21 protein-coding genes are annotated in these 22,414 nt (G+C 56.8%); 4 read left to right on the top strand and 17 right to left on the bottom strand.

Annotation, left to right across the window (positions count from 1 at the left end; translation table 11 throughout):
- Positions 1-17: 17 nt before the first annotated feature.
- Positions 18-1,124, bottom strand: coding sequence for a glycerol dehydrogenase (locus Q4577_RS17500; RefSeq protein WP_303471271.1), 1,107 nt, complete (start codon positions 1,122-1,124; stop codon positions 18-20).
- An 11-nt stretch (positions 1,125-1,135) separates the two neighbouring features.
- Positions 1,136-1,474, bottom strand: coding sequence for a DUF1330 domain-containing protein (locus Q4577_RS17495; RefSeq protein WP_303471150.1), 339 nt, complete (start codon positions 1,472-1,474; stop codon positions 1,136-1,138).
- A gap of 204 nt (positions 1,475-1,678) precedes the next feature.
- Here Q4577_RS17495 and Q4577_RS17490 point away from each other — a divergent pair, with 204 nt between their 5' ends.
- Positions 1,679-2,680: a GntR family transcriptional regulator gene (locus Q4577_RS17490; protein WP_303471269.1), complete on the top strand. Its 1,002-nt coding sequence runs from the start codon at positions 1,679-1,681 to the stop codon at positions 2,678-2,680.
- 200 nt (positions 2,681-2,880) lie between these two features.
- Here the strand turns inward: Q4577_RS17490 and Q4577_RS17485 are convergent, their stop codons facing one another.
- Genes Q4577_RS17485 through Q4577_RS17475 form a run of 3 tightly spaced genes read right to left on the bottom strand, consistent with a single transcriptional unit; the run spans position 2,881 to position 7,304 of the window.
- The gene (locus Q4577_RS17485) at positions 2,881-4,209 is read right to left on the bottom strand and encodes an adenylosuccinate lyase family protein (protein ID WP_303471147.1); all 1,329 of its coding nucleotides are present in this window, start codon (positions 4,207-4,209) and stop codon (positions 2,881-2,883) included.
- A gap of 6 nt (positions 4,210-4,215) precedes the next feature.
- Positions 4,216-5,193, bottom strand: coding sequence for a TAXI family TRAP transporter solute-binding subunit (locus Q4577_RS17480; protein ID WP_303471145.1), 978 nt, complete (start codon positions 5,191-5,193; stop codon positions 4,216-4,218).
- A 26-nt stretch (positions 5,194-5,219) separates the two neighbouring features.
- Positions 5,220-7,304, bottom strand: coding sequence for a TRAP transporter fused permease subunit (locus Q4577_RS17475; protein ID WP_303471142.1), 2,085 nt, complete (start codon positions 7,302-7,304; stop codon positions 5,220-5,222).
- Positions 7,305-7,427: 123 nt separating this feature from the next.
- On the opposite strand from Q4577_RS17475, the gene Q4577_RS17470 reads away from it, so the two are divergent.
- Positions 7,428-8,147, top strand: a complete 720-nt coding sequence (locus tag Q4577_RS17470; protein ID WP_303471139.1) for a GntR family transcriptional regulator — start codon at positions 7,428-7,430, stop codon at positions 8,145-8,147.
- A gap of 267 nt (positions 8,148-8,414) precedes the next feature.
- Here Q4577_RS17470 and Q4577_RS17465 read toward each other — a convergent pair whose 3' ends face one another.
- Positions 8,415-8,897, bottom strand: coding sequence for a hypothetical protein (locus Q4577_RS17465; RefSeq protein ID WP_303471137.1), 483 nt, complete (start codon positions 8,895-8,897; stop codon positions 8,415-8,417).
- Positions 8,898-8,919: 22 nt separating this feature from the next.
- Between Q4577_RS17465 and Q4577_RS17460 the strand changes: the two genes are divergently transcribed.
- Positions 8,920-9,324 carry a helix-turn-helix domain-containing protein gene (locus tag Q4577_RS17460; RefSeq protein WP_303471135.1) on the top strand — a complete coding sequence of 135 codons (405 nt, stop codon included), beginning with the start codon at positions 8,920-8,922 and terminating at the stop codon, positions 9,322-9,324.
- 302 nt (positions 9,325-9,626) lie between these two features.
- On the opposite strand, the gene Q4577_RS17455 is transcribed toward Q4577_RS17460, so the two are convergent.
- From Q4577_RS17455 to Q4577_RS17415, 9 genes are all read right to left on the bottom strand, one after another.
- On the bottom strand, positions 9,627-10,298 hold the full coding sequence (locus Q4577_RS17455) for an RraA family protein (protein ID WP_244689157.1): 672 nt from the start codon (positions 10,296-10,298) through the stop codon (positions 9,627-9,629).
- Positions 10,299-10,442: 144 nt separating this feature from the next.
- Positions 10,443-11,285 carry an amidohydrolase gene (locus tag Q4577_RS17450; protein WP_303471131.1) on the bottom strand — a complete coding sequence of 281 codons (843 nt, stop codon included), beginning with the start codon at positions 11,283-11,285 and terminating at the stop codon, positions 10,443-10,445.
- Positions 11,282-12,247, bottom strand: coding sequence for an aldo/keto reductase (locus Q4577_RS17445; RefSeq protein WP_303471129.1), 966 nt, complete (start codon positions 12,245-12,247; stop codon positions 11,282-11,284). Before Q4577_RS17445 ends, Q4577_RS17450 begins: the two co-directional genes overlap by 4 nt.
- Entirely contained in the window at positions 12,240-13,277 is a 1,038-nt protein-coding gene (locus Q4577_RS17440) for a zinc-binding alcohol dehydrogenase family protein (RefSeq protein ID WP_303471127.1), read from the bottom strand. Before Q4577_RS17440 ends, Q4577_RS17445 begins: the two co-directional genes overlap by 8 nt.
- Before the next feature lie 3 nt (positions 13,278-13,280).
- Entirely contained in the window at positions 13,281-14,051 is a 771-nt protein-coding gene (locus tag Q4577_RS17435; RefSeq protein WP_303471125.1) for an SDR family NAD(P)-dependent oxidoreductase, read from the bottom strand.
- Positions 14,051-15,562 (bottom strand): sugar ABC transporter ATP-binding protein, encoded by a 1,512-nt coding sequence (locus Q4577_RS17430; RefSeq protein WP_303471122.1) that lies wholly within the window; start codon positions 15,560-15,562, stop codon positions 14,051-14,053. Before Q4577_RS17430 ends, Q4577_RS17435 begins: the two co-directional genes overlap by 1 nt.
- Entirely contained in the window at positions 15,559-16,503 is a 945-nt protein-coding gene (locus Q4577_RS17425; RefSeq protein WP_303471120.1) for an ABC transporter permease, read from the bottom strand. Before Q4577_RS17425 ends, Q4577_RS17430 begins: the two co-directional genes overlap by 4 nt.
- A 181-nt stretch (positions 16,504-16,684) precedes the next feature.
- Entirely contained in the window at positions 16,685-17,677 is a 993-nt protein-coding gene (locus Q4577_RS17420; protein ID WP_303471117.1) for a substrate-binding domain-containing protein, read from the bottom strand.
- A gap of 56 nt (positions 17,678-17,733) precedes the next feature.
- Positions 17,734-18,930, bottom strand: coding sequence for an enolase C-terminal domain-like protein (locus Q4577_RS17415; RefSeq protein ID WP_303471115.1), 1,197 nt, complete (start codon positions 18,928-18,930; stop codon positions 17,734-17,736).
- 105 nt (positions 18,931-19,035) lie between these two features.
- On the opposite strand from Q4577_RS17415, the gene Q4577_RS17410 reads away from it, so the two are divergent.
- Positions 19,036-19,884, top strand: a complete 849-nt coding sequence (locus Q4577_RS17410; protein WP_303567638.1) for an AraC family transcriptional regulator — start codon at positions 19,036-19,038, stop codon at positions 19,882-19,884.
- 181 nt (positions 19,885-20,065) lie between these two features.
- Here the strand turns inward: Q4577_RS17410 and Q4577_RS17405 are convergent, their stop codons facing one another.
- Both Q4577_RS17405 and Q4577_RS17400 read right to left on the bottom strand, forming a co-directional pair.
- On the bottom strand, positions 20,066-21,250 hold the full coding sequence (locus tag Q4577_RS17405) for an acetyl-CoA C-acyltransferase (RefSeq protein WP_303471109.1): 1,185 nt from the start codon (positions 21,248-21,250) through the stop codon (positions 20,066-20,068).
- A 1-nt stretch (position 21,251) separates the two neighbouring features.
- The gene (locus Q4577_RS17400) at positions 21,252-22,400 is read right to left on the bottom strand and encodes a phenylacetate--CoA ligase family protein (protein ID WP_303471107.1); all 1,149 of its coding nucleotides are present in this window, start codon (positions 22,398-22,400) and stop codon (positions 21,252-21,254) included.
- Positions 22,401-22,414 lie beyond the last annotated feature (14 nt).

Genomic DNA, 22,414 nt, shown 5'->3' with positions numbered 1-22,414 from the left:
TTTCCTTTGTTCCGGGATCATCCCACCGAAAACGTATTGCGGTCGCGCGCGGACATCCCCAGCTCGTTCGTTTTGAGCAACGCATCTCGCAGGCGCTCTGCCGTCAGGGGGGGCGTCATATTTGCCGCATAGGTATGGGCGAGCGTCGCCGACACAATCTTGTCGAGGTCAGCGGCGCACATTCGGCCCTCATAGCCAAACTCGGCAAAGCACGTAGGAAGCTTGGTATGGGCAAAAATGGCCAGCAACTGCTCCAACTCCTGCTGCTGTCGGTTTTCGACCACGCTCTGTACCAGAGCGCCAAAGGCAACCATTTCGCCATGCAGCATTTTGCCCATCGACGGGATCGCGGTGATCCCACGGATCAAAGCATGGGCCAAAGACAGGCCGCCGCTTTCAAACCCCAAACCGCTCAGCAGAACTGTCGCCTCGACCAGCTCCTCAACCTCGGGTGTGATTTCGCGTCTCTTTACAGCATCATAGGCCGTTACGGCATGTTTCAGGATCACGCTGAAACACTGATCCGAAAGCATGATCGCTGTTGCCGACGGGGGCGTGCCAAAGAAGTTTACGCCGCCGGATGCCGCGCATTGATTGGCCTCCAAACTCTTGCTTATGGCATCGCCAATGCCCGCCGCGAAAAACCGGACCGGGGCTTTTACGATGATGTCTGTATCAACCAGAATTGCAGTCGGATTGAGCTTCAGAAAATCAATTTGAACGGGTGTCCGGTTTTGATCGTTTATCACTATCAAGCGGCTCGTCGGTGCGTCATTGGACGCAACCGTTGGCGCGATCACAACCGGAACATCCAAATTCGCCGCCGCAGCTTTTGCAGCGTCAACGGCCTTGCCACCGCCGAGACCAACAACAACATCCGGCCGATGGCCCGCGACCTTCTGATTGCAGTCAGCCACAGTTGCCAGGGTGATTTCACCCGGAAAGACGACAACACTCGACTCGTGACCAAATGGATCAAGGCTCGCGCGCAAAATCGGCAGCGCCACTTTTCGGACGGTTTCATCACAGAGCAAAACAGGGCGCTTGAAACCGAGTTCACTCAACAGCTGACCGGTTTGTTTCAACGCGCCCGGCCCCTGAATATACCGTGATGGAAAACCCATTGTCTTCAACATCAGGATTGACCTTCCGCTGATGCGCGCGGCGCAAGGATTGATGGATCAATGGCCGGAACAATTCGAATGTCACGGCGAACCGAGCCGCCAAGTTTCTCCAAAGCTGCCAGATATGCCGGGCTTTCATAAAGCGCGAGGGCCTGCTCCAGGGACTCCCATTCCAACAACGTCACACGCGCCTGCAATCCGGCCTCGTAGATAGCCACAGGTTCGCCGCGTGAGAGATAGCGAGCACCAGCCGCAAGAACCGCCGGCGCGGCAAGCGCCGCATAGGCGTGCAATGCCGCCTCGTCGTGAATCTCGTCGTAAAACGCGATGGTGTAAATCTTGCCTGTCAAAGTCTTCCTCCTGCCTCGGCCGCCATCCCCGGCAACGGCAGCAGGGATTCGGTGAATGACCAATCTCTAATTCCGCAAATGGCTTTTGTCAACAATGTCCACTAATGGGCCATCTTCGCGCTTTCGGATGCCCGCCGCCCCGAGGTTGTGATTTTCCCGCAATCAAAATATAAATTTCAAAGACTTAACCTGAGATTGGACGCGGTGCCGATTGTGAACCAAAGGCAGAACCTAGAAGCCAAGGCCTACACTCTCCTAAGGCAAGCCATTGAAAAAGGACGGTTAAATCCCGGGCGTGTAATTGTTGAATCCTCGGTGGCGAAACTGATCGGGGCGAGCCGGACACCGGTCAAAGCCGCGATTGCCCAACTGCATTCCGAAGGGCGTCTCAGCCGATTTTCGGGGCGCGGGTTCATCGTTCACACCGCGGAGGGCGAGGTCGATCGCCGCCCGATCACCGCCGAAACACTTGGATTGGCATCCGACGAAGCCGGTGCCCTGAAGGTGCGTTCCTCAGAGAAAATCTATGATGATGTCGAGGCGGATCTGGTACGCTGCGCCATTCGCGGGCGGCTTCGGATCAATGAATCCGATGCTGCCACGCATTATGGCGTAGGACGAACCGTCATGCATGAGGTGTTGCTTCAAGCGCAGTCAAATGGGCTGGTTGTTCGCGACGGAAGTTCCCGATGGCACACCGTTGCACTCGACGAAAACCGCATCACCGCCCTCTACGAATTGCGCATGCTTTTGGAACCCGAGGCACTGGTCTTGACCGCCAGAGACATTGCGCCGTCCAAGCTTGAAGAGATTGCGTCGCGCTTGACCCAAGCAACCGCAGCTTATCCAAATGTCAGCCCCGCTGATCTGTTCAAGATGGAGGAAGACCTTCACATTGATTGCGTGACCGCCTGTCCCAATCAAGAAATTTCAGAGTCTCTGAGACGCACCAATTGTTTGCATTTGGCAAGCCGTTACGTTTTGGGCAATGAAGTTGATCTGCCAAAAGCAGAACCGTTTTTCAGGGAACACCTCAACGTCATCCGCGCGATGCAGGCCAAAGACTTTGATATTGTACGACGCGAGGCCCTTCGACACCTGCAAATTGCACTGCCCAAGGTTATCGCGCGGGTTCAATCCGCAAAAATGGCCTTGCAACCACTGAATTTACCATTTGTCAGCGATATCAACCCCGCGACGGCCTAGCAGGTTTGTCAGTGTAACGTTGGCCGTTTGCTGCCGTAACAATGGCAACCTTAACTACCTTATATTCACCTCTTCCTCACCGGGTTCGAGGTCTGCGGCGCGGTTGACCAACCGTTTCCAAATCTCAACGCTCACTCCATTTTCCGGCGATGATTACCGTTAGGCTCATCCCCCATTAACCTTACACCTCTGGCGCAGGATTATTGGGCCCCGACCCTACGTAAAACCTGATCAATCATCCCGAAAGCATGTGTAATCTGCCCACTTTCGACCAGAACATCCGAAGGTACATCCACACCCAAGCTGGCAAGTTCCGTTTCAAGATCACTGCCCCGCAAGAGAACCTGCCGAGACACCTCATGCAGGATGTCGTGCGCCTTGATCCGCCCAAATGTCTCGGACAAATAGATCATAACCGCTTCTGATTGGATCAGGCCATGCGTAGCGCCAAGGTTCGCCTGCATCCGCGCGGTATCCACTTCCAACCCGGATAATAGATCCTTGGCAAGCGTGACGGCGCCGGACAGAAGACAGATTGCGTTACAAATCGCCGTTCTTTCACGGTAACCGTGGCCGATCCCGCGCTCGTGTTCCTGGAGCATCGCGTCAAGGATGATGCCCGGCACATGCTGCACCTCGCGCGCGGCCTCTATGATGGCCTCACACATCACCGGGTTGCGTTTCTGAGGCATCGTGGATGAGCTGCCCCGCCCCCGCGCCGCAGGTTCGCGCAGTTCCTGCACCTCGGTCGACATCATCAACGCAATATCCAGGGCCATCTTTGCCAATGATCCCATCAAACCGGCAATCGCTGTCGCCAGCATTGCCATCCGGTCACGGCTTACGTGCCAGGATATTGTCGGTTCATGCAGGTCAAGCCGCTTGGCAAGCGCGCCCCGAACGTTCAGCCCTGCGCCTTGCAGCGATGCAAGTGTCCCAATGGCACCACCAAATTGCAGCTGCGATGCATCATCCAGAGCGCGCTGGACGCCCTCCCGTGTGCGTTGAATTTGGTCAAGCCAGACGGCGGTTTTGTACCCGAAAGAAATCGGAACCCCGTGCTGCAACTTGGATCGGCCGGCCATCGCCGTCTCTTTGTGTTGCTGACATAAATCTGCAAGCAATCCTTCGACGTCCTGCACATCCGCGAACACACCGGCCAAAGCCCCGCGCATCTGCAAAACCTGTGCCGTATCCATAACATCCTGCGTGGTGGTGCCGTAGTGAACCCACTGCCCATGCGCGCCGGCCAGCCCCGCCAACATAGAGACCAATGGAACGATGGGATATCCCACGGCCGCTGCACCGGTTCGCAGGGCCTCCATGTCGATAAGATCACGACGACAGATCGAAACGATGGGGCCAACGGCCTCTTCGGGAATGACGCCAAGACCGCCCTCAACTTCGGCAAGGGCGGCCTCGAAGGTAAGATAGGCATCGACTGTTCCGCCTTCATCAAAGAAGCCAGAGGCCCGCAAATAGCCGGTCGTTCGGGAAATTAGCCCCGGGGCTGTCGATGCCAAACTCATCCTGATTTACTCCACAACCGGGGCGATTGCCGCCGGAATATCAACACCAATTTCTTCGTAATATCGTGCGGCACCGGGGTGCAGCGGAATGAACGTGTTGTTGAGGATATTGTCCGCCAGCGTATTTTTCGCCGCCGCGTGTGTGGACACCATGCGCGCGTTGTTTTCCAACACGGCCTTGGTGATCTCATAAGCCAGGTCTTCCGACATCGACGCATCGGCCACGACAAAGTTCCACATTGCTGCGGTGGTCAAATCGACTTCCGGGGTCTCATAGGTGCCCTTGGGGATCGTGAATTCGACAGCATAGGGATTGCTGTCCAGAATACCGGCCAGAGTTTCGTCACTCATGCCAAAAATTGTCACATTTTGCGTGTTCTCAAGTTCGGACAATGACGGGTGCGGAATGCCGCCTGCTGTCACGATCGCATCCAGACGTCCGTCACCCAATTGACTCGCCTGATCGCCGATACCGCCGTATTGCAGGTCGGCATCGACACCCATCGTATCAAGCCAACGCGCCCAATAGGTCCCGCCGGTGCCCGCACGTGGGCCGGAACCCACGCGTTTGCCCGCAAGACCATCAAGCGACGTGATACCGCTGTCCGCCAGTGCAATCATCTGGAACGGGGTCGGATACATCGCGAACAAGGCACGCATGTCGCCGTATTCCTGTCCGGGTGCGAGTTCCAATTCGCCGTTCATTGCCTCGAACGCGGGGCCGGATGTGGTCATGGCCAATTCTGTTTGTCCGGCCTGAAGCAAGACAAGGTTCTGTGCCGGCCCTTGGGTTTGGCGTGTGGACGTCGTGACGCCCACCACATCGGAAACCAGCTGCGCAATGCCTTCGCCATAGACAGCATAGACACCGCCCGGTGACGCAGTTGAAATTGTCATCGACGTCGGCCGGTCTTGTGCTGCGACGGGCAGGGCAAAGCCGACAACGGCCGTCGCGGCCAGTAGGGTTTGTGTGAAATTAGACATGGAGTTCCTCCTCTATTGACTCCGGTTTATCGAGATACGGTTCGCGGCGACGCGCGAAGCCGCGCGGCGCGTGTCCACAGGATCAGCCCTGCTGCGATGGTCAGGCCAAGAATGTCTGTTGGCAGGCTCGACCACAGAAGCAGGAGTGCTGCGATGGCCGAAAGCGCACGAACCAGGGGCCCCACCGGGCCGAACAATTCGCCCTCGCCCGCGACCGCAATGAAAAAGACCGCGATCAGGGCCGTGCCAAAGACATGCAGTGTTTCGGCCCATGTGCCTTGCAGCAAAATTTCGGGGCTGGTGTAGAACATGAACGGCAGGACGAATGCCGCGATGCCATAGCGCATCGCACGGATCGACGTCGGCCAGGGTTTGCCCCCCGCGATTGCAGCCCCCGCAAAGGCCGCAATCGCGACCGGCGGTGTGATTGCCGAAATGACGGCGCAATAAAAGACAAACATATGCGCGGCCAGTGCCGAAACGCCCATCTGTTGAAGCGCAGGTGCGACAACTGCGGCGGCAATGGCATAGGCGGCTGTGGTCGGCATACCCATCCCAAGCACAATCGAAATCAGCATCGCCAGAATGAAGGCCAGGATTTGACTTTCCCCAGCGGCCGCAAGCAACACCGAAGAAAACCGCCCGCCCAAACCGGTCAGGCCAAGAACCCCGACGACGATGCCCGCGCAGGCCATGACGCTGATAAGTTGCAGGGATTTACGCGATGAATCCGCCAGCCCGACATAGGTCAGCCGCGCCAGATTTCGTGCCATCACAGGTAGCTGCGCGCCACGTCTCTGCACCAATGCCAATGCGGTCATAAAAATGAAACTGATGACAGTTGCCAGCGCGCCCGCAAAATTCACCGGCATCCCCGACAGCGGCAGCACCACGAACAAGACAAGCGGCACCGCAAGCACATAGGATCGAAACCCGATTTCGCGACACATCGAAACAAGCAGTGTCGACGCCAGCCCCCATGTCCCGGCCGCAATGATCGAATAGCCAGACAGCAGCAGATAAAGAAGCACCACCAGCGGCAAGAGCAAGAAAGCATCGCGACCAAGTTCGCTCATTTTCGGCAGTTCACTGCGCGGAACGCCGTGCAGGCCAAGGTGCTTTGCCTGCAAATCAACGGTCAGAAAGATCGCAAGATAAAACAAAAGACACGGCAACACGGCTGCCATCACGATTTCGGAATACGGGATGCCGGTAATTTCGGCCATGATAAAGGCCCCCGCCCCCATCACCGGTGGTGCCAACTGTCCCCCCGACGACGAAGCGGCCTCGATCCCGCCCGCGCTTTCGCGTGGGTATCCGACACGCCGCATCATCGGAATCGTGAAGGTGCCAGAGGCAACAACATTAGCCACGGCCGACCCCGAAACTGTCCCGAATAGCAGCCCTGAAAACACCGAAACCTTACCGGGCCCGCCGCGCGTTCCGCCAAACAATGCCATCGCCAAGCGCATGAAATACTCACCTGCGCCGGAGGCTTGTAGAAAGACGGCAAAGGCCACGAACAAGATGATGTAACGCGACGACGCCGCGACGGTCATGCCAAATATCGCATCCTGGCTATAGAGATAGGACGCAAAGTTATCTGCCTGGAACCCAGAATGCCGCAACACGCCGGGAAGCCATTCGCCAATGAAAACGTAAGAAATGAACACCAATGCGATAATCGGAAGGACGATGCCGGACACCCGCCGCGCAAATTCCAACACAATCAATGTGCCAACCGCCCCGCACACCAGATCCGCGCTTGTGGTGATCACCCCCGTGCGCATGATCAACACGTCAAGGTTCACCGCAACATAGACACTGCACCCGATGGCACCCAGCACCAAAAATGCATCTAGAACCCAGACCAGGCGGGCGCGCTCGGCCCGCCATAGCTTGAGACCCACAAAGGCCAGAATGGCCCCCATGTTCACATGGATCACCCGATAGACCCATTCATCGATGGACCAGAAATTCAACACAGCAAGATGGAACACGGCGTAGAGGGCCGAAATCAGCGCCAGCGCCACCGCCATCATCGCGGGTAGCTTGCGATCCAACCCCTCAGCGTCCAGATCAGCCACATCGTCATGTATAGTGTCGTTCATCTCAATTCCCCCTCCATCAACTTGTACGAACAAGTTGACATGTTCGTATAGGCTGGTGCAAGATTGGGGTTGGGTCAAGCCACCTCTGCGGGAAATCGCACAAGTCACTGAAAGGTAAGCTAAATGAAGAAACGTTACCGCGAAGTCGCGGCCCGAATCATAGCCGACCTGAAGGCGGGCCTCCTTAAAATTGGTGACCCGATGCCAAGCGAAGCCGTGTTATGTGAACGATTTGGCGCAAGCAGATCGACGATCCGCAATGCAATGGCAGAGTTGGAAAAACTGGGCCTTATTGAACGGAAGCAAGGCGCCGCAACCCGCATTCTATCGACCGAACCAACGCAAACCTATGTGCATTCCATGTCCGCAGCAGGTGACCTGATGCAATTCGCGGGTCCATCATGGCGCAAGGTGCATGAAACCACTTCAATTGTCGCGGATGAAAGCCTGGCCCGGACGTTGCAGGATCGACCGGGGCGGCATTGGGTCCGGATTAGCCAGACCCGGCACATAGACACGTTGTCCGCCCCTGTCGGGTGGACCGATGTTTACCTAAGTCAGGATTATGCAGACATCGCCGAGGAAATACCGACCTATCCCGGGCTGGTTTACTCACTCCTTGAAGACCGCCACGACGTCGTGATCCACGAAATCCGACAGTCGATCGGCGCGACCCCGGTTCCGCGCGAGTTGGCCGATATTCTGCAAGTAGAGCCCGGAGATCATGCTTTGGAGCTGCGCAGAAATTATCTCGACAAGGATGGCATCGGCCAGATCATCACGTTGAGTGTCCTGCCTGCCCGACACTACAGATACGATATTACCTTGCAGCGCCGGGCATGAATGGTCGTCTTTAACCTGTCCGCTTTCGCCGACCACGAACGAAAGCGACCAGGTGCGAAACGGCTCTCCAAACCGGCAATGGATGGCTGCAATATGGCTCGGGAAAGCCCTGCACTGCTGTCGGCCAGGATTTCCCAGTGCCGCTGGCGCGACAAAGACCCGTCGTGAGGATGCTGCAACAGCAGCATCCTGTTTTGGTCGCAAACTGCGCTTAGGACCGTTCTCAGACGGGTGAACGTTTCGGACGAAGGATACGGCCAGCCAAGATCACCCTGCGGACAGGGCCTCGGCGATCTCAGCGTTGCTGAGTGCTTTGCCAGCGATATTCCATGTCCCGTCAACCGCATGAACACCGTTTGACCAAATGCGATCCTTTGAAAGCGTGCCACCCGAAAGATCGTGCAGGATTTGCGTCGCTTCACAAAAAAACGCGGCCTGGACCGCCCGGTCTGCGAGCGCGAAAGATGGCGTTTTGGTTTCGACCCATGCACCGGCAACCGGCTTGCCGCCGGCAAAGGTGTTTTCCTTCGGCAAAACAACGAGATGGGCGGTCACGTTGGGGGTCATCACCCTGTGTCCGGCCAATCCGTGATGCTTGAGGAAAGCGTCAGTGATTTGAGCAACGGCAACGGCTTCCTGTCCGACAGGCAGGACACCTTGTGTGAGTGTAAGTGTAATTGGCATACCAAGTTTCCTTTGATTGCAAAATGCAATACGTAATTCGATAGCCTTACATATTGCACTTTGCAAGCTATCTTTCTAAGGTGGCGACATGAAACCCGAAACGCAAAAACGCACATCTGGCTGCCCCGTCGCATTTGGGCTGGATACCTTCGGGGATCGCTGGACCCTGCTGATCATTCGCGAAATCATGTTGGCCGGCAAAAGGACCTATAGTCAGTTCCTCCAGTCAGAAGAGGGGATCGCAACCAACATCCTTGTTGATCGCCTCAAGCAGCTTGAGAGTAATGGGATCGTTGATAAAAACCGTGACCCGGAAAATCGCCGCAGTTTTATCTACAGCCTCACGCAAAAAGGCCGCGACCTCGCCCCGATCCTGATTGAAATTGTAATATGGAGCGGCAAATACGACGAGAGAGCGGTCGCGAAGCGCGAAGTATTGGAAAAGATCCAGCGCGATCGCGTTGGCTTTGAAAATGAGCTGCGTGAGGGTTGAATTCAAAATCGGATGTTGGGGGCGTTTGACAATTGCCTCGCGGAGATCCTGTCGAAATTGCGATCTGGACCGGAACGACCATACAAGAAAACAGGTTCCGATCCTCATCCGAGGGTCGGAATGCCCCGGCGCGCAGACATGTGTCCCGATGTCCGACATCGGCACTTCGATCGCACCATTTCTCGACGTTCAATATAGTGGCGCTGGCACCCCAGCCCGGCAGGGCCACAGCGTCAAGCGGCTCCCCTCTTCCGGCGATTCCCAGCCGTCAGGCCCAGGTGTCACTTGATCGGCATTGATACCTACATCACGCCAAAGGTTTCAAAGGCTTCGGTGGCGCTCATGCCGTTACGGATTGCATCTGCAACCGCGTTTTCGGTAGAGGCCTTCTCCAATGCCAATTCGATAGCCTCCTGCTCTGCTGATTGCGGAATGACCAGAACACCTTCGTCGTCTCCGAACAGTAGATCGCCGTTTTGCACTGTCAGATGGTTCATCTCAATGGGCACCCGATAGTCGAGGACCTTGCCGCGCACGCCTTGATCCTGGGCAAAGCTGCCACGGGAAAAGACCGGAAAATCAAGATTTCGGATTTCGCCGGTATCGCGAATAAATCCGTTCAGGATGGCGCCTGCGGCATTCAGGTGCTGCGCCCGTGTCGACATCAACCCACCCCAAAGCGCGTATTCGAATGACGAACCCGACGCGATATAGATCTCGTCAGATTTGAGATCATCCAATGCCGCGAACATGACGCCAAACGGTACGTCCGACAAAGGACCATGGCCGCGGCCTTCTGGATAATCGGCCTCCAGTACGGTCATTGCACGCCCGACCAATTTGGTATTTTCGACAAGAGGTTTGATCGGTTGCGGCAGATACTGATGGCGAAACCCCATCGTATCCAAAACGTCCCCGACCACGGCGGTACACAGCGAGGTTTTGATTTTTCTGAAGGTTTCGGCGTCTTTCATGTCGGGTATCCTTTTTTGGAATTCAGGCCCACACGCCGCCCTGTAAACGCACGACGCGGTCTGTGATTTGTGTTGCATCCACGGATGCTGGTTGGCGGGCGACTGCATTGCACCAGAGAATGTCATTCGTGTTCCCGGTTCCGCCTATCCCGCGGAAGAGAGATTGTAGAAATCGGTCCCGGTTCGCCAGAAAACGTCGTGCTGCGCGTCCTCAGACAGGTGGCGGACCAGTTTTCGGGCTGTCTGGCACCACGTTGGATAGTCAGAGGCGAGGTTCACCACCGGCCAGTCACTTCCCCACATAAGCTTTGACGGACCAAAGCAGTTCAGCACGTGATCGGCAAAGGGCGCGATTTGATCAAGCGACCACGCCGGGCCAGCCTCTGTGACCATGCCCGAAAATTTGCAAAAAACATTGGGGCAACATGCAAGGGCCGACATGCCATTGATCCAGTTGCCATCAGGAAGGTTCCCCGCGCCCATGTCCGGTTTGGCGATATGATCAATCACTATTTTCAGATCGGGATAGGTCTTGGCGACACAGGCTATGGCCTCAAGATGCCGGGGCTGAATGAGCGCATCAAGGCACAGCCCGATCGCTTGCATATGGGCAAGGGCGGGTTGGACCTCTGGCCGCAGGATCCAGTCATCTGCAACAATGTTTTGCAGCATCGGGCGCAGCCCCTTGAGCATTGGATTGCGCCGCAGCCGATCAATCAAATCCGGGGCGTCCGGGCTATCCAACGGAACCCAACCGACAACCCCGGCAATAACCGCATGCTGCTCTGCAAGCGCCAACAGAAACTCGGTTTCCGCAACCGTGTCTGTTGCCTGAACAAGGATCGTCTTTGCCACGTCATTGGCATTCAGATGCGGGGCAAGATCATCGGGCAAAAAGTCGCGCAAAATCTGCGCAACACTTTCATCCGGCCACGGATAATCACCACGGGACAATTGCCAGAAGTGCTGATGCGCATCCAAAATCATGGCAATTCCTTGGCTCGCTCCAATTTGGCAAGATCGTCCCACAACGCCGCTGGCAACGGCGTATTGAGAAGCGCCAGATTCCGCTGAAGGGACGCCGGTTTCGACGTGCCAATCAAAGTCGAGACGATGAGGTCATGACGCCCCGGAAATTGCAAAGCAGCGGCGGCCAACGGCACATTGTGTTTGGCGCAAATATCCAAAAGCGCCTGAACATGGTCCAAAACATTCTTTGACGCGGGCGCATAATCATACATCGCGCCTTCCACTGGTCCTGTGGCGAGAATGCCCGAATTGAACACCCCGCCGATGACGATCCGAATTTCGTTCGCGCGGCACATGGGCAACAGCCCAAGCGCCGCAGTTTGATCCAGAAGCGTGTAGCGCCCGGCAAGCAAAATCGTGTCCAGCTCCATGCGCCCGATCAGGGTTTCACATGCGCTGACGGTGTTTACCCCCAAACCGATCTGGCGCGTGACACCTTCGGCCTTGAGCTTCGACAACGCCAGATGTCCACCGTCAGTCAACGCAGCCATATGCCCCGGCGTATCCGTGCCAACGTTCGGATCGCCGATGTCATGCACATACAAGATGTCGACGCGATCAAGGCCAAGACGCCCCAGAGACCCCTCAACAGATCGCATGATACCATCATAGCTGTAATCAAAATGCTGATCGAAGGGCAAAGGGCTGTGAAAGCCATTCACAGGCATTTGCGGCGCGCTCGACGGGGTCAAAACGCGTCCAACCTTGGTAGAGATCACATAGCCGTCCCTCCCCTTCAGGAAGTGACCCAGACGGTGTTCTGACATGCCGTTGCCATAATGCGGTGCCGTGTCAAAATAGCGAAGACCCGCGTCCCATGCGGCTTGCAGCAGGTCTTGTGCAGTATCGTCATCCATAGGGGCGTACAGGCCACCGAGGCTCGAACACCCGAATGCCACAGGGTATTCACCTTTACGCATCTTCGGATACCGGCGCATTGGCCACGATGAATTTCGTCACCGCGCGCGGATCGTTTTCCCATGCCGCCAGGGCCTCTGCGACCTTGTCAAAGGGGAACACCCCCGAGATTGTTTTGTCGGCGGGATAAGCGCCGCTTTCGACATAGCCCACCACATCGAGGAAATCTTGCTGTAGCGCGCCACGAGAGCCGCGAATATCCAATTCCTTGGTCAGGATCAGCTTGGTGTCATAGGTCACAGGGGCCTTTGAGTAGCCAATATAAACCACCCGCCCGACCGAGGCCGCAACATCAACACAGGCCAAAAAGGTTTGTGCCAGCCCCACCGCCTCGATGGCGACCTGGACGCCGTTGCCGGCTGTCAGCTCATGGATGCGCGCAACGGGATCGGTGGTGGCGCTGTTGACGACCTCCTTGGCCCCTACGGTCCGCGCCACGTCGAGTTTGGCGTCGTCGATATCAACCGCAATCACCGTCGCCCCCACCCGCACGCAGCCCGCGATCACGCCAAGTCCAATGGCCCCGCAACCGAACACCGCGACGGTATCGCTGGCGCTCACCGCGCCACGGCGCACCGCATGAAAGCCGACGGCCATCGGTTCGATCAATGCCAGGTGGTTGGGGTCTGTCACCGTTGAGGTGACGACGCGCTCCCACGGGACTGCGATCTGTTCGGTCAACGCGCCCTCGCGCTGCACGCCCATGGTTTGATTGTTGCGACAGGCGTTGATCCGCCCCGTCTGACAGGCATAGCAGGTGCCGCAATTCTTGTAGGGGTTAAGCGTGACACGCTGTCCCTTTGCAAACCCCTCGGGCACATCCGCGCCCACGGCCAGGATCGTCGCAGCGATCTCATGGCCGGGGATGCGCGGGTAGCTGACCAGCGGGTTCAACCCCTTGAATGTATTAAGGTCAGAGCCGCAAAGACCGACACGATCCACATGCAACAGGACCTCGCCCGCCTTGATCTGGGGCGGGTCGATTTCGCCAAAATGGGTGGCGCCTGGCCCGTCAATAAAGAATGCTTGCATGGTCTAAAATCCACTCACTGCGCCGCCATCGACGACTAAGGTATGTCCGGTCACAAAGCCCGCGGCGGGCGCACACAGATAGGTTGCCGCCCATCCAATATCAGTGGCCGCGCCCATGCGGCCCATTGGCGTGCGTGACAGGATTTTGTGTTTGCGTTCGGGGTCGCCCGAGAGGGCTTTTTCCGTCATCGGCGAGGTGATCCACCCCGGCGCGATGGCGTTCACACGGATGCCGTCGCCGCCCACCTCGGCGGCGGTGCCGCGCACCAGCCCCAGCACGGCGGATTTGGCGGCGGAATAGCCGATCACCTGCGGGATCGAAAGGTAAGACGCCATGGAGGCGATGAACACGATGCTGCCCGAATGCGCCCTGCGCATGGCGGGAATGGCCAATTGGCTCAACCGAAAGGCCGCCACCACATGCACGTCCAGGACGTTTTGCACGTCCTCGTCCGTCATCTCGAGATAGGGTTTTTTGACATGGGTGCCCGCGTTGTTGATAAGACAATCAAGCGTCCCGAACCGCGCGGTGCAGGCGTCGATCAGGCCCCTTGCCGCCCCCGCATCGGTGACATCGGCCACATGATACGACGCATCGGGGCCGAGTTTTTCAACCGCGGCGGCCAGCTTTGCCTCGGACTGGCCCGCAATCATCACGCGCGCGCCAGAGGCCACGAAACATTGCGCGATGCCAAAGCCAAGGCCACTCCCCCCGCCTGTGACAAGCGCGGTTTTTCCGTCAAGCCGGAACGGGTTTTCAATCAAGGTATCCATCAGGCCATCAGCCCCCCAATATCGCGGCTTACGCTGTCATAACTCTGGCCGGGGCAGGCAATTCCATCGACCACACCGGTGATTTTGCGCTCTTTGAACACGACGATCCTGCTGGCGAGCGAGATCATTTCCGGCATGTCAGACGAGATCAGGATCACTGATTTTCCTTTGGTGTTGGCGAGATCCCAGACAATGTCGTGGATGGTGGATTTTGCGCCCACATCCACGCCGACACTTGGCTCGTCGATGATCAGAATATTGCTGTCAGCCGCCAGCCATTTGGCGATGGAAATCTTCTGTTGATTGCCGCCGCTCAGGTTGCCGACCCGCTGGCCGATGCCCGTGGCGCGCACGTCCAGCGCCGCCATCATCTCTTGTGCCTTGGCCTCTTGCGCGCGGTTGTTGATGGCGCGGGTCAGGCGGTTGCGCAGACGTTTCCAGATGGTGATGGTCATGTTCGTCTCGATATCGAAATCAAGGAACAGACCCTCTTCTTTGCGGTTCTCCGAGATGTAACCAATGCTATGGCGCTCGACGCAGTGCTGTACCGAATTGATCTGAACCTCTTCACCCGCAACCAACAGCGTGCCCGCGTGTTTGGGCAGATAGCCGATGATGGTTTTGGCAAGTTCCGTACGCCCCGATCCGACCAGCCCGTAAAAGCCCAGAATCTCGCCGCGCCGCAGGGAAAAGCTCGCGTCTTCGATCAGCCCATGCGATGTCAGCCCCCTAGCCTCAAGCACGATATCCTTTGGGTCGGTGTGCAATTGGTCGTAGGTCTCGATCTGGATCTTGCGGCCGATCATCATCTCGATGATGCCCTCGCGGTCCAGTTCGGACATGGATTTGGTGCCCACGTGCTGACCGTCGCGCAGCACGGTGATCATGTCGCAAATCTCTTGCACCTCTTCCAGCTTGTGCGAAACGAAGATCATCGTGATCCCCTTGTCGCGCAGTTCAGAGATGAGCTCGAACAATTTGCGCACTTCACTGACCGTGATCGACGATGTCGGTTCATCAAGCAGGATGACACTGGCATCGCGCGACAGGGCTTTGGCGATTTGCACCAGCTGCTTTTGCGCCGCGCTCAGGCCGCCGATGGGGTGTTCCGGGTGAAGGTCAAGACCGACGCGCTTGAGGTAAATTTCCGCGTCGCGGTTCATCCGCACCCAGTCGATCCCAAGCGGACCCCGGTAGATCTCCAGCTTGTCCATCATGATGTTCTCGGCGATGCTGCTTTCGGCAAACACCTGAATTTCCTGGTTCACGATGGTGATGCCGTGGCGCATTCCGTCCTTGAGCGACCCGAGGTTGAGCACCTTGCCGTCAAGCGCGATCTCGCCGCTGTCGGCCTTGTGGATGCCACAGATCGCTTTGATGAGCGTGCTTTTCCCCGCACCGTTTTCCCCCAAAAGCGCATGCACTTGGCCGGGGTGGAAGGTCACAGACACATCGTCCAGCGCCTTCACCCCTGGGAAACTCTTGCTGATATTGCGAAGTTCGAGCGTCATTTTTTGCCTGCCTTCCCGCTCCAGACCTCACGACCACGGTCGAGCAGAATGGTGAGCAGGATGATCGCCCCAAGGAAGGCTTGCTCAAAATAGACATTGGCTTGCAACAGGATCAGGCCGTTTTTGATCAACACCATGATCAATGCGCCGCCAAAGATGCCGATGGCGGTGATACGCCCACCCGCCAGTGCCGTGCCGCCAATAATGGCAACAGCAAACGAGATGATGAGCCAATTCTCACCAATCGCCGGTTGCGCCGCCCCAAGGCGCGACACCCAGAGCAACCCGCCGACACCCGCGAAGAATGCAGAAAGCAGATTGGCCCCCATGATGACGCGATGGGTGTTGATCCCCGAGAGTTCCGCCGCCTCTTCATTGCTGCCGGTTGCGAGCAATTGACGACCAAACACCGTATAACGGAACAGATACCATACGGCGACCAGCGTGAAGATCATGAGGTAGAACAGATAGGGAAGACCCATGAAATTCCCCCGCCCGATCTTGACGAAAAGGGGCGGAATTTCGCGGAAGGAATAGCCCTCGGAAATGCCGTATACGAAGCCGGTGAAAATAAAGAGCGTCGACAGCGTGACAATGAAAGAGTTCACGCCGAGCTTGGTCATCACAAAGCCATTGAACGCGCCGGTAAGCAGCGCCACAGCCATCGCACCCAACAGCGCGACCGGCAGCGGCAGGCCAAGCGTGTCGATGAGATAGCCAAAGATCACCGCCGTCAGTCCCGCAATCGCACCGACAGAGAGGTTCATATTGCCCGTGACCAACATCACCGCCTGCGCCAGCGCGACAAAAACATAAAGCGACTGCGTCCGCGTGAGGTTGAAGATATTGAACGGGGTCAGAAAGCTATCCGACAAAAACGAGAAGATCACGATGAGCAAAAGTGCGGCCCCCAGAATGCCGATTTCGGCTCCTGAGATCACTTTCCCATTTTTGAGTTTGCTGAAGGTCAAGGTGTTCACTTTCACTTAGTGGCGCGCTCAACCCCAAGGGGGAGCGACGCTGGTGGGTCTTGGTGGTGTGGTTGGGGAGGCGTGGTGGATCGTTTTTTGTGGCTGGCCCCCACGCGATAACGCAGGGACCGGCCGATGAAGCGTAGGGAGGCTACTTCGTCAAATATTCGGTTTCCAGGTTGGCGATGATCGACTTGGTCAATGTGGCGATGTCATCCGCATAGGTGTCGAGATTGGCCGCGGTCACAGGAACCACACCCGCATCAATCGCGTGCACGCCTTCCTTGGCGGACCAACCCTCGGACTTGTACTTCAGCAACACCATGGAAATGTAGCCGTGCCCAAACGGGTTTTGCGCCATGGTGCCGTCAATATGCCCCGCCGCAATCGCGTCCATCACAACCGGATCCGTGTCGATACCGAAGAAATGAATGCGTTCGCCACCGCCTTCGTGATACTCGGTCAGGATCTGCGCGATGGCCACGGTGGGCGTATAGCCCGTCGCGATGATCCCGTTGATTTTACCTTGGTTCGCAGCCATGGCAGATTGAACTTTCTCGGTGCTTTCCTCAATCGTCGACATGTCGCCAACGGTTTGGATGATCTGCACGTTGGGATATTTGGCGACCACTTCCTCGACGCCTTCTTTGCGCAGCAGGGTTGCCTCGCTTGGCACTTCCAGCACGTTGAGGATATTGCCCTCGCCGCCCATTGCCGCAATCAGCTCTTCCGTCGCCAGCATCGCCGCTTCTTTCAGTTGCGTGCCAACGTAAAAGGAGGCTGGGGTGGGCTGCGTTGTCGCCTGGCCGAAATCGACCACATCAACGCCAAAGGAGACAAGCTCCTCATAAAGCCCCTTCGCTGCGGTGACGTCGGCGGGATAGATGGAAAAGGCGTTATAGCCCTGCGCCGCCATGGCGGTGACGTTGTCGTTCTGGTTGTCCTGGGTCCAGTCCTGGCCAAGGCGCTTGAAGACTTCGACACCGTAGTCTTCTGCAAATTGATCGACACCTGTTTGCACTTCGTCGAAATAGGGATGCACCGTCGAGGCATACCATGCGTATTTGACGTCTTGCGCAAAAGCCCCCGTCGCAAAAACGGCCACGGCCACGGCGGCAAGGCCGGTTTTCAGAATGGTTTTCATTGTTTTCCTCCAGTATTTTGCGCCCACTTACGTTACGAGAGCGGACAGTTTCCGGGTTAACCCCGGTGTTCGAAAACCTGATGAGAACAACAAGAGTTCTCGACAAGATCCCAGTCGATATCAACACCCAGTCCATGACCTGACGGCGCATGGATATCCCCCTCGGCATCGATAAAGTCGTAGTAGCTTTGCTTCATTGGCGCCTGAAACGTGTCTTCAGGCACAAACAATTCAAAGAAATCGCAATTCCGAACGGCACATGAAACATGCACATTCGCCATGTCCATTGGCCCCATCGTTGTGGTGTGCAATTCGCAGTTCATGCCATGTGCTTCGGCCAGATGGCAGGACTTGAGCGTGCCCGTGATGCCCGCCTTCCAGGAAACGTCGGCGCGTACGGTATTTACGGCGTCGGACTTGATCGCCTGGGCGATCCCCCACGGGCCACCCCGCGTTGTCTCTGTGCCAACGATTTCAATATCCACGGCGGCCGTAAGCTTGGCATATTTATCCAGCTCATAGTCTCGGAACGGCTCTTCGAGCCAGCGAAAGTTCAAGGTTTCCAGATGGCGCGCAACCTTGATTGCCTCGCTCAGAGAGTATTCCGCAACCGGGTCGGACATAAGGATCATGTCTGGTCCAACCGCATCGCGGACCGCTTGGTGAATGGCCATATCCATGTCACTCGGACCGCAGGGATGAATTTTATAAGCCTTGAAACCCTTGGCCTTATACCGCAGCGCCTCGGTCACGTATTCCTCGACCGTCTCCAACCACAAGCTGCTCGCGTAGACGGGAAGTTTTGACCGGTAGCTGCCGATAAACTGATGCAACGGCAGTTCTGCTGTCTTCGCCGCCGCATCCCAAATCGCGACGTCAATCGGGCCCGGCAGGAACACCGGAAAGAACGCGCCGTGGCGATCAATGTTCCAAAAGTCGTGCCAGATTTTTTCACGATCGGTGATGCTGCGCCCCAGGATGACTGGCGCAATCACATCTGCCAGATACGATTGGGTGACAGCCCCAGACCGCGCAGCCCAAAAAGTCGCCAGCCCCTCAACCCCATCCGACGTTGTAATTCGACCAACGCCATAATCCCAAGGCATGGGGGCAGCACCTTCGCGGCTTTCATCGAACAGCCCTTTTGGGCGTGTGCAAATCCAGGTTTCGAACTTCTCAACTCTCATCAATCCTCCTAAGCGGTCGAAGGCAGATTTCCTTAACTCTGCGACCCGCGGGTGAGGAATGATCATTCGTATTGTCGGGGCATTCGTCTATGCTCAGATCTCCACAAAAATGTCACGCATGTCTCTTTCTGTGCTGCATGCCTATATTTTTATGGCGTTTTCGTTGAAGCTATGACCTATTGTTTTGGCAAAAAGAGTGACTGGATTCCGCTGTTGGACAAATCTGCGGGTGCGCTGCACATAGACATCTTTCATTCAGACAACTCCACCTACGGCACAGAGTGGAACGGTGTGCGTCTAAACGATGACTACCATCGGCTCTATTTTATCGCGGAAGGTGAAGCTGAAGTCACGTATAACGAAACGACCCGGAAATTGGTCGCGGGCCATACCTATCTTTTCCCGACCACGACGCTGTTTCGCTATGCGTGCCCTTCGCATCTACGGCTGCTCAATGTGTGTTTCAAAATGACATTGGACAATGGCCTGGACGCGCTTGACCTCCACCCATTCCATGTAATCATGCCCGCGATGGATATGACCACAACTCTCAACAAGATGGTGGAAATTGATGCGCTGGTGCAAAAGCGTTCCTTTGCGCACCAGCTTTCGATACGCGGCCAAATCCTCACGCTGCTTGGCCCGCATTTTCAAGCATCAGATACCGAAAAACTCCGCAAACGGCGCAAGGATATGAAACGTCTGGCACCCGCATTGCGCTATATTGAACAAAACCTGGAAACGGGAATAACGGTCGCCGACTTACCCCGTCTGGCCGCAATGAGCCGCTCATATTTCGCCAAGAAATTTACAATGACCTTTGGCATGTCACCACAAGATTACATTCGAAAACAACGCATTGAGCTGGTAAAGCGGGAACTGCGCCTCTCATCACAACCCATCTCAAATTTGGCAGAAGACCTCGGCTTCAGCAGCGCATCACATATGTCGCGTGAATTCAAACACCACACCGGCTATACCCCCAAACAATTCAGAGCCTTCGACCGCTTTTTTGATTAAAAAATGTGAGCCAAAACTCGTTAAATTATTGGGGAGCAGCTCGGTGAGCATTGACCGCCCCCTGCCCTTGTCAGCATCACGATCAAACGACGTGACGGCAGCAGCTTGGGCGCAGGGTCTTGGCGACCGCTTTGCCCAAACTGGATGCGCCGCCGGTTACGACGGCCGAACAACGGTCATGTCATGGTTTTTCGATTGCAATCGCCGTTGCTTCGCCACCGCCAAGACAGACAGCAGCAACACCGCGTTTCAGGCCGCGTTTTTCCAGAGCGTTCAGCAGGGTGACGATGATCCGGCTGCCCGACGCGCCAATCGGATGACCCAAGGCACAGGCCCCGCCGTTCACGTTCACGATGTCCCGTGACAGGTCCAGATCGCGGATAAACGCCATGGCGACGACGGCAAAGGCTTCGTTCACTTCCCACAGGTCGACATCGTCTTTGGTCCAGCCGATCTGGTCCAACAATTTGTTGGCGGCGTAGATCGGGGCGGTGGTGAACCAGCTTGGCTCATGGGCAAATGTCGCGTGGCCTTTGATGGTTGCCCGCACTGTCAGACCCAGTTTCGCCGCCTGATCCTGCGACCCAAGAACCAAGGCCGCTGCCCCGTCAGAAATTGACGACGAATTGGCCGGCGTCACTGTGCCGTCCGCCTTGAACGCCGGTTTCAGGGTCGGAATTTTTTCGGGCCGCGCATTGGCGGGCTGTTCATCCGCTTCGACCAGAATGTCGCCTTTGCGGGTCTTCAGCGTGACATGCGCGATTTCATCCACAAAGCCGCCGTCATTTTGCGCCTGCAACGCGTTGGACAAAGATCTCAGGGCGTAATCGTCCTGCTCTGTGCGGCTGAATTGATAATGTTCGGCGCATTGTTCCGCAAAGACACCCATCAACGTGCCTTTGTCATAGGCGTCTTCGAGGCCGTCCAGGAACATGTGATCTTTGAACGAGGTATGGCCCAAACGGGCACCGCTGCGGGCGGTGTCGGAAATATAGGGCGCACGTGACATGCTTTCCATGCCGCCGGCGACAACCACATTCAACGAGCCCGCCTTGATCTGATCATAGGCCAGCATTGCCGTTTTCATCCCCGATCCGCAAACCTTGTTTACGGTTGTGCAGGGCACGCTGATATCCAGACCTGCGCCCAAAGATGCCTGACGCGCGGGCGCCTGTCCCACACCTGCGGGCAGAACGCAGCCCATCAACACCTCGTCCACCGCTTCATTCTGGACCCCTGCCCCGTCCAGCGCGGCACGAATTGCCACAGCCCCGAGCTCAGGGGCGGACATCGAGCTCAAAGCGCCCTGAAATCCACCCATCGGCGTGCGTGCCGCCCCCAAAATAACAACTTCACGTTTAGACACTTTAGCCCCCTACAGGTCTGAGGTCGGACACAAGAACACCGTCGCGCGGCAATTCACCATCCGCCACTTTCACCACCACCGCGTTCAACTTCAAGATCTCTGCGACAGAGGCCTGGATCGTTTCGGGCTGGCCGCCTTCGATCTTGACCGTGATCTTGTCTCTGGACCCGTCAAAATCCACTTCGATCCGCGCGCGGGTGATATCAGGATTAAGCGACATGAGTTTTGCGACCTGCTCCGGGCGAATGAACATGCCTTTCACTTTGGTGGCTTGATCCGCGCGGCCGCGCCATCCGACGATCTTGTTTGGTGACGTGTCATCACCCGCCGCGCGGGGCACAATCGCGCTCAGGTCGCCAACAGAAAACCTGATCAGCGGATAGTCCGGGTTCAACACGGTCACAAGCACCTCGCCGACTTCACCATCCGGCAGGGGCGTGCCCGTGCCCGGCATGACAATCTCGACGATCACGTCATCATCAATGACCATTCCATCAATAGAGGCCGCGGTTTCATAGGCGATCAGCCCGACATCTGCGGTTCCGTAACATTGGCGACACATGATGCCGCGGTCCTCATAGGCCTGACGCAATTGCGGGAACAGCGGTCCGGCGGATACGGCGGCCTTGTCAATTCGGCGCAGATCCAGGCCCAACTCGTCAGCCTTTGCAAGGATCGTTCCCAGATAGTCAGGGGTGCCAACATAGATGGTCGTTCCGATCGCTGCGGCCACCTCGGCCTGTTGGCGCGTATTGCCGGGGCCGGCGGGGAACACGGTTGTGCCCACGGACCGCGCCGCGCTTTCAAACATCGCGCCTGCGGGGGTGAAATGATACGCAAAGGTGTTCTGCGCGATGTCCGTGTCATCACATCCCATCGCCGCCAGAAAGCGACCAAACCGCCACCAATCCTTGCCCTGCCCGCCCGGTTCATAAATCGGACCGGGTGATTGAAAGATATTGGCCGGGCTTTGAACGGCAACCCCTCCGAAGGGCGGGTTTTCCGACTGTCTTTTGAGCAAAGCATCCTTGCGCAAGACAGGCAGTTTGGCCAGATCATCAAGCGTTTCCAGGTGTTGGTCGGATGCCAAGATGCGGTTCAATTTCGCAAGTTGGGTCGCCTTCAGCTCATTTTGGTTCTGTATTGCCATTGAACAACTTTCCA

Origin of the sequence: Marinovum sp. 2_MG-2023, from assembly GCF_030548265.1 — a bacterium.
Classification (GTDB): Bacteria; Pseudomonadota; Alphaproteobacteria; order Rhodobacterales; family Rhodobacteraceae; genus Marinovum.
The sequence above is the reverse complement of the archived record's forward strand: the minus strand, read 5'-3'. Positions and strand labels throughout refer to the sequence as shown.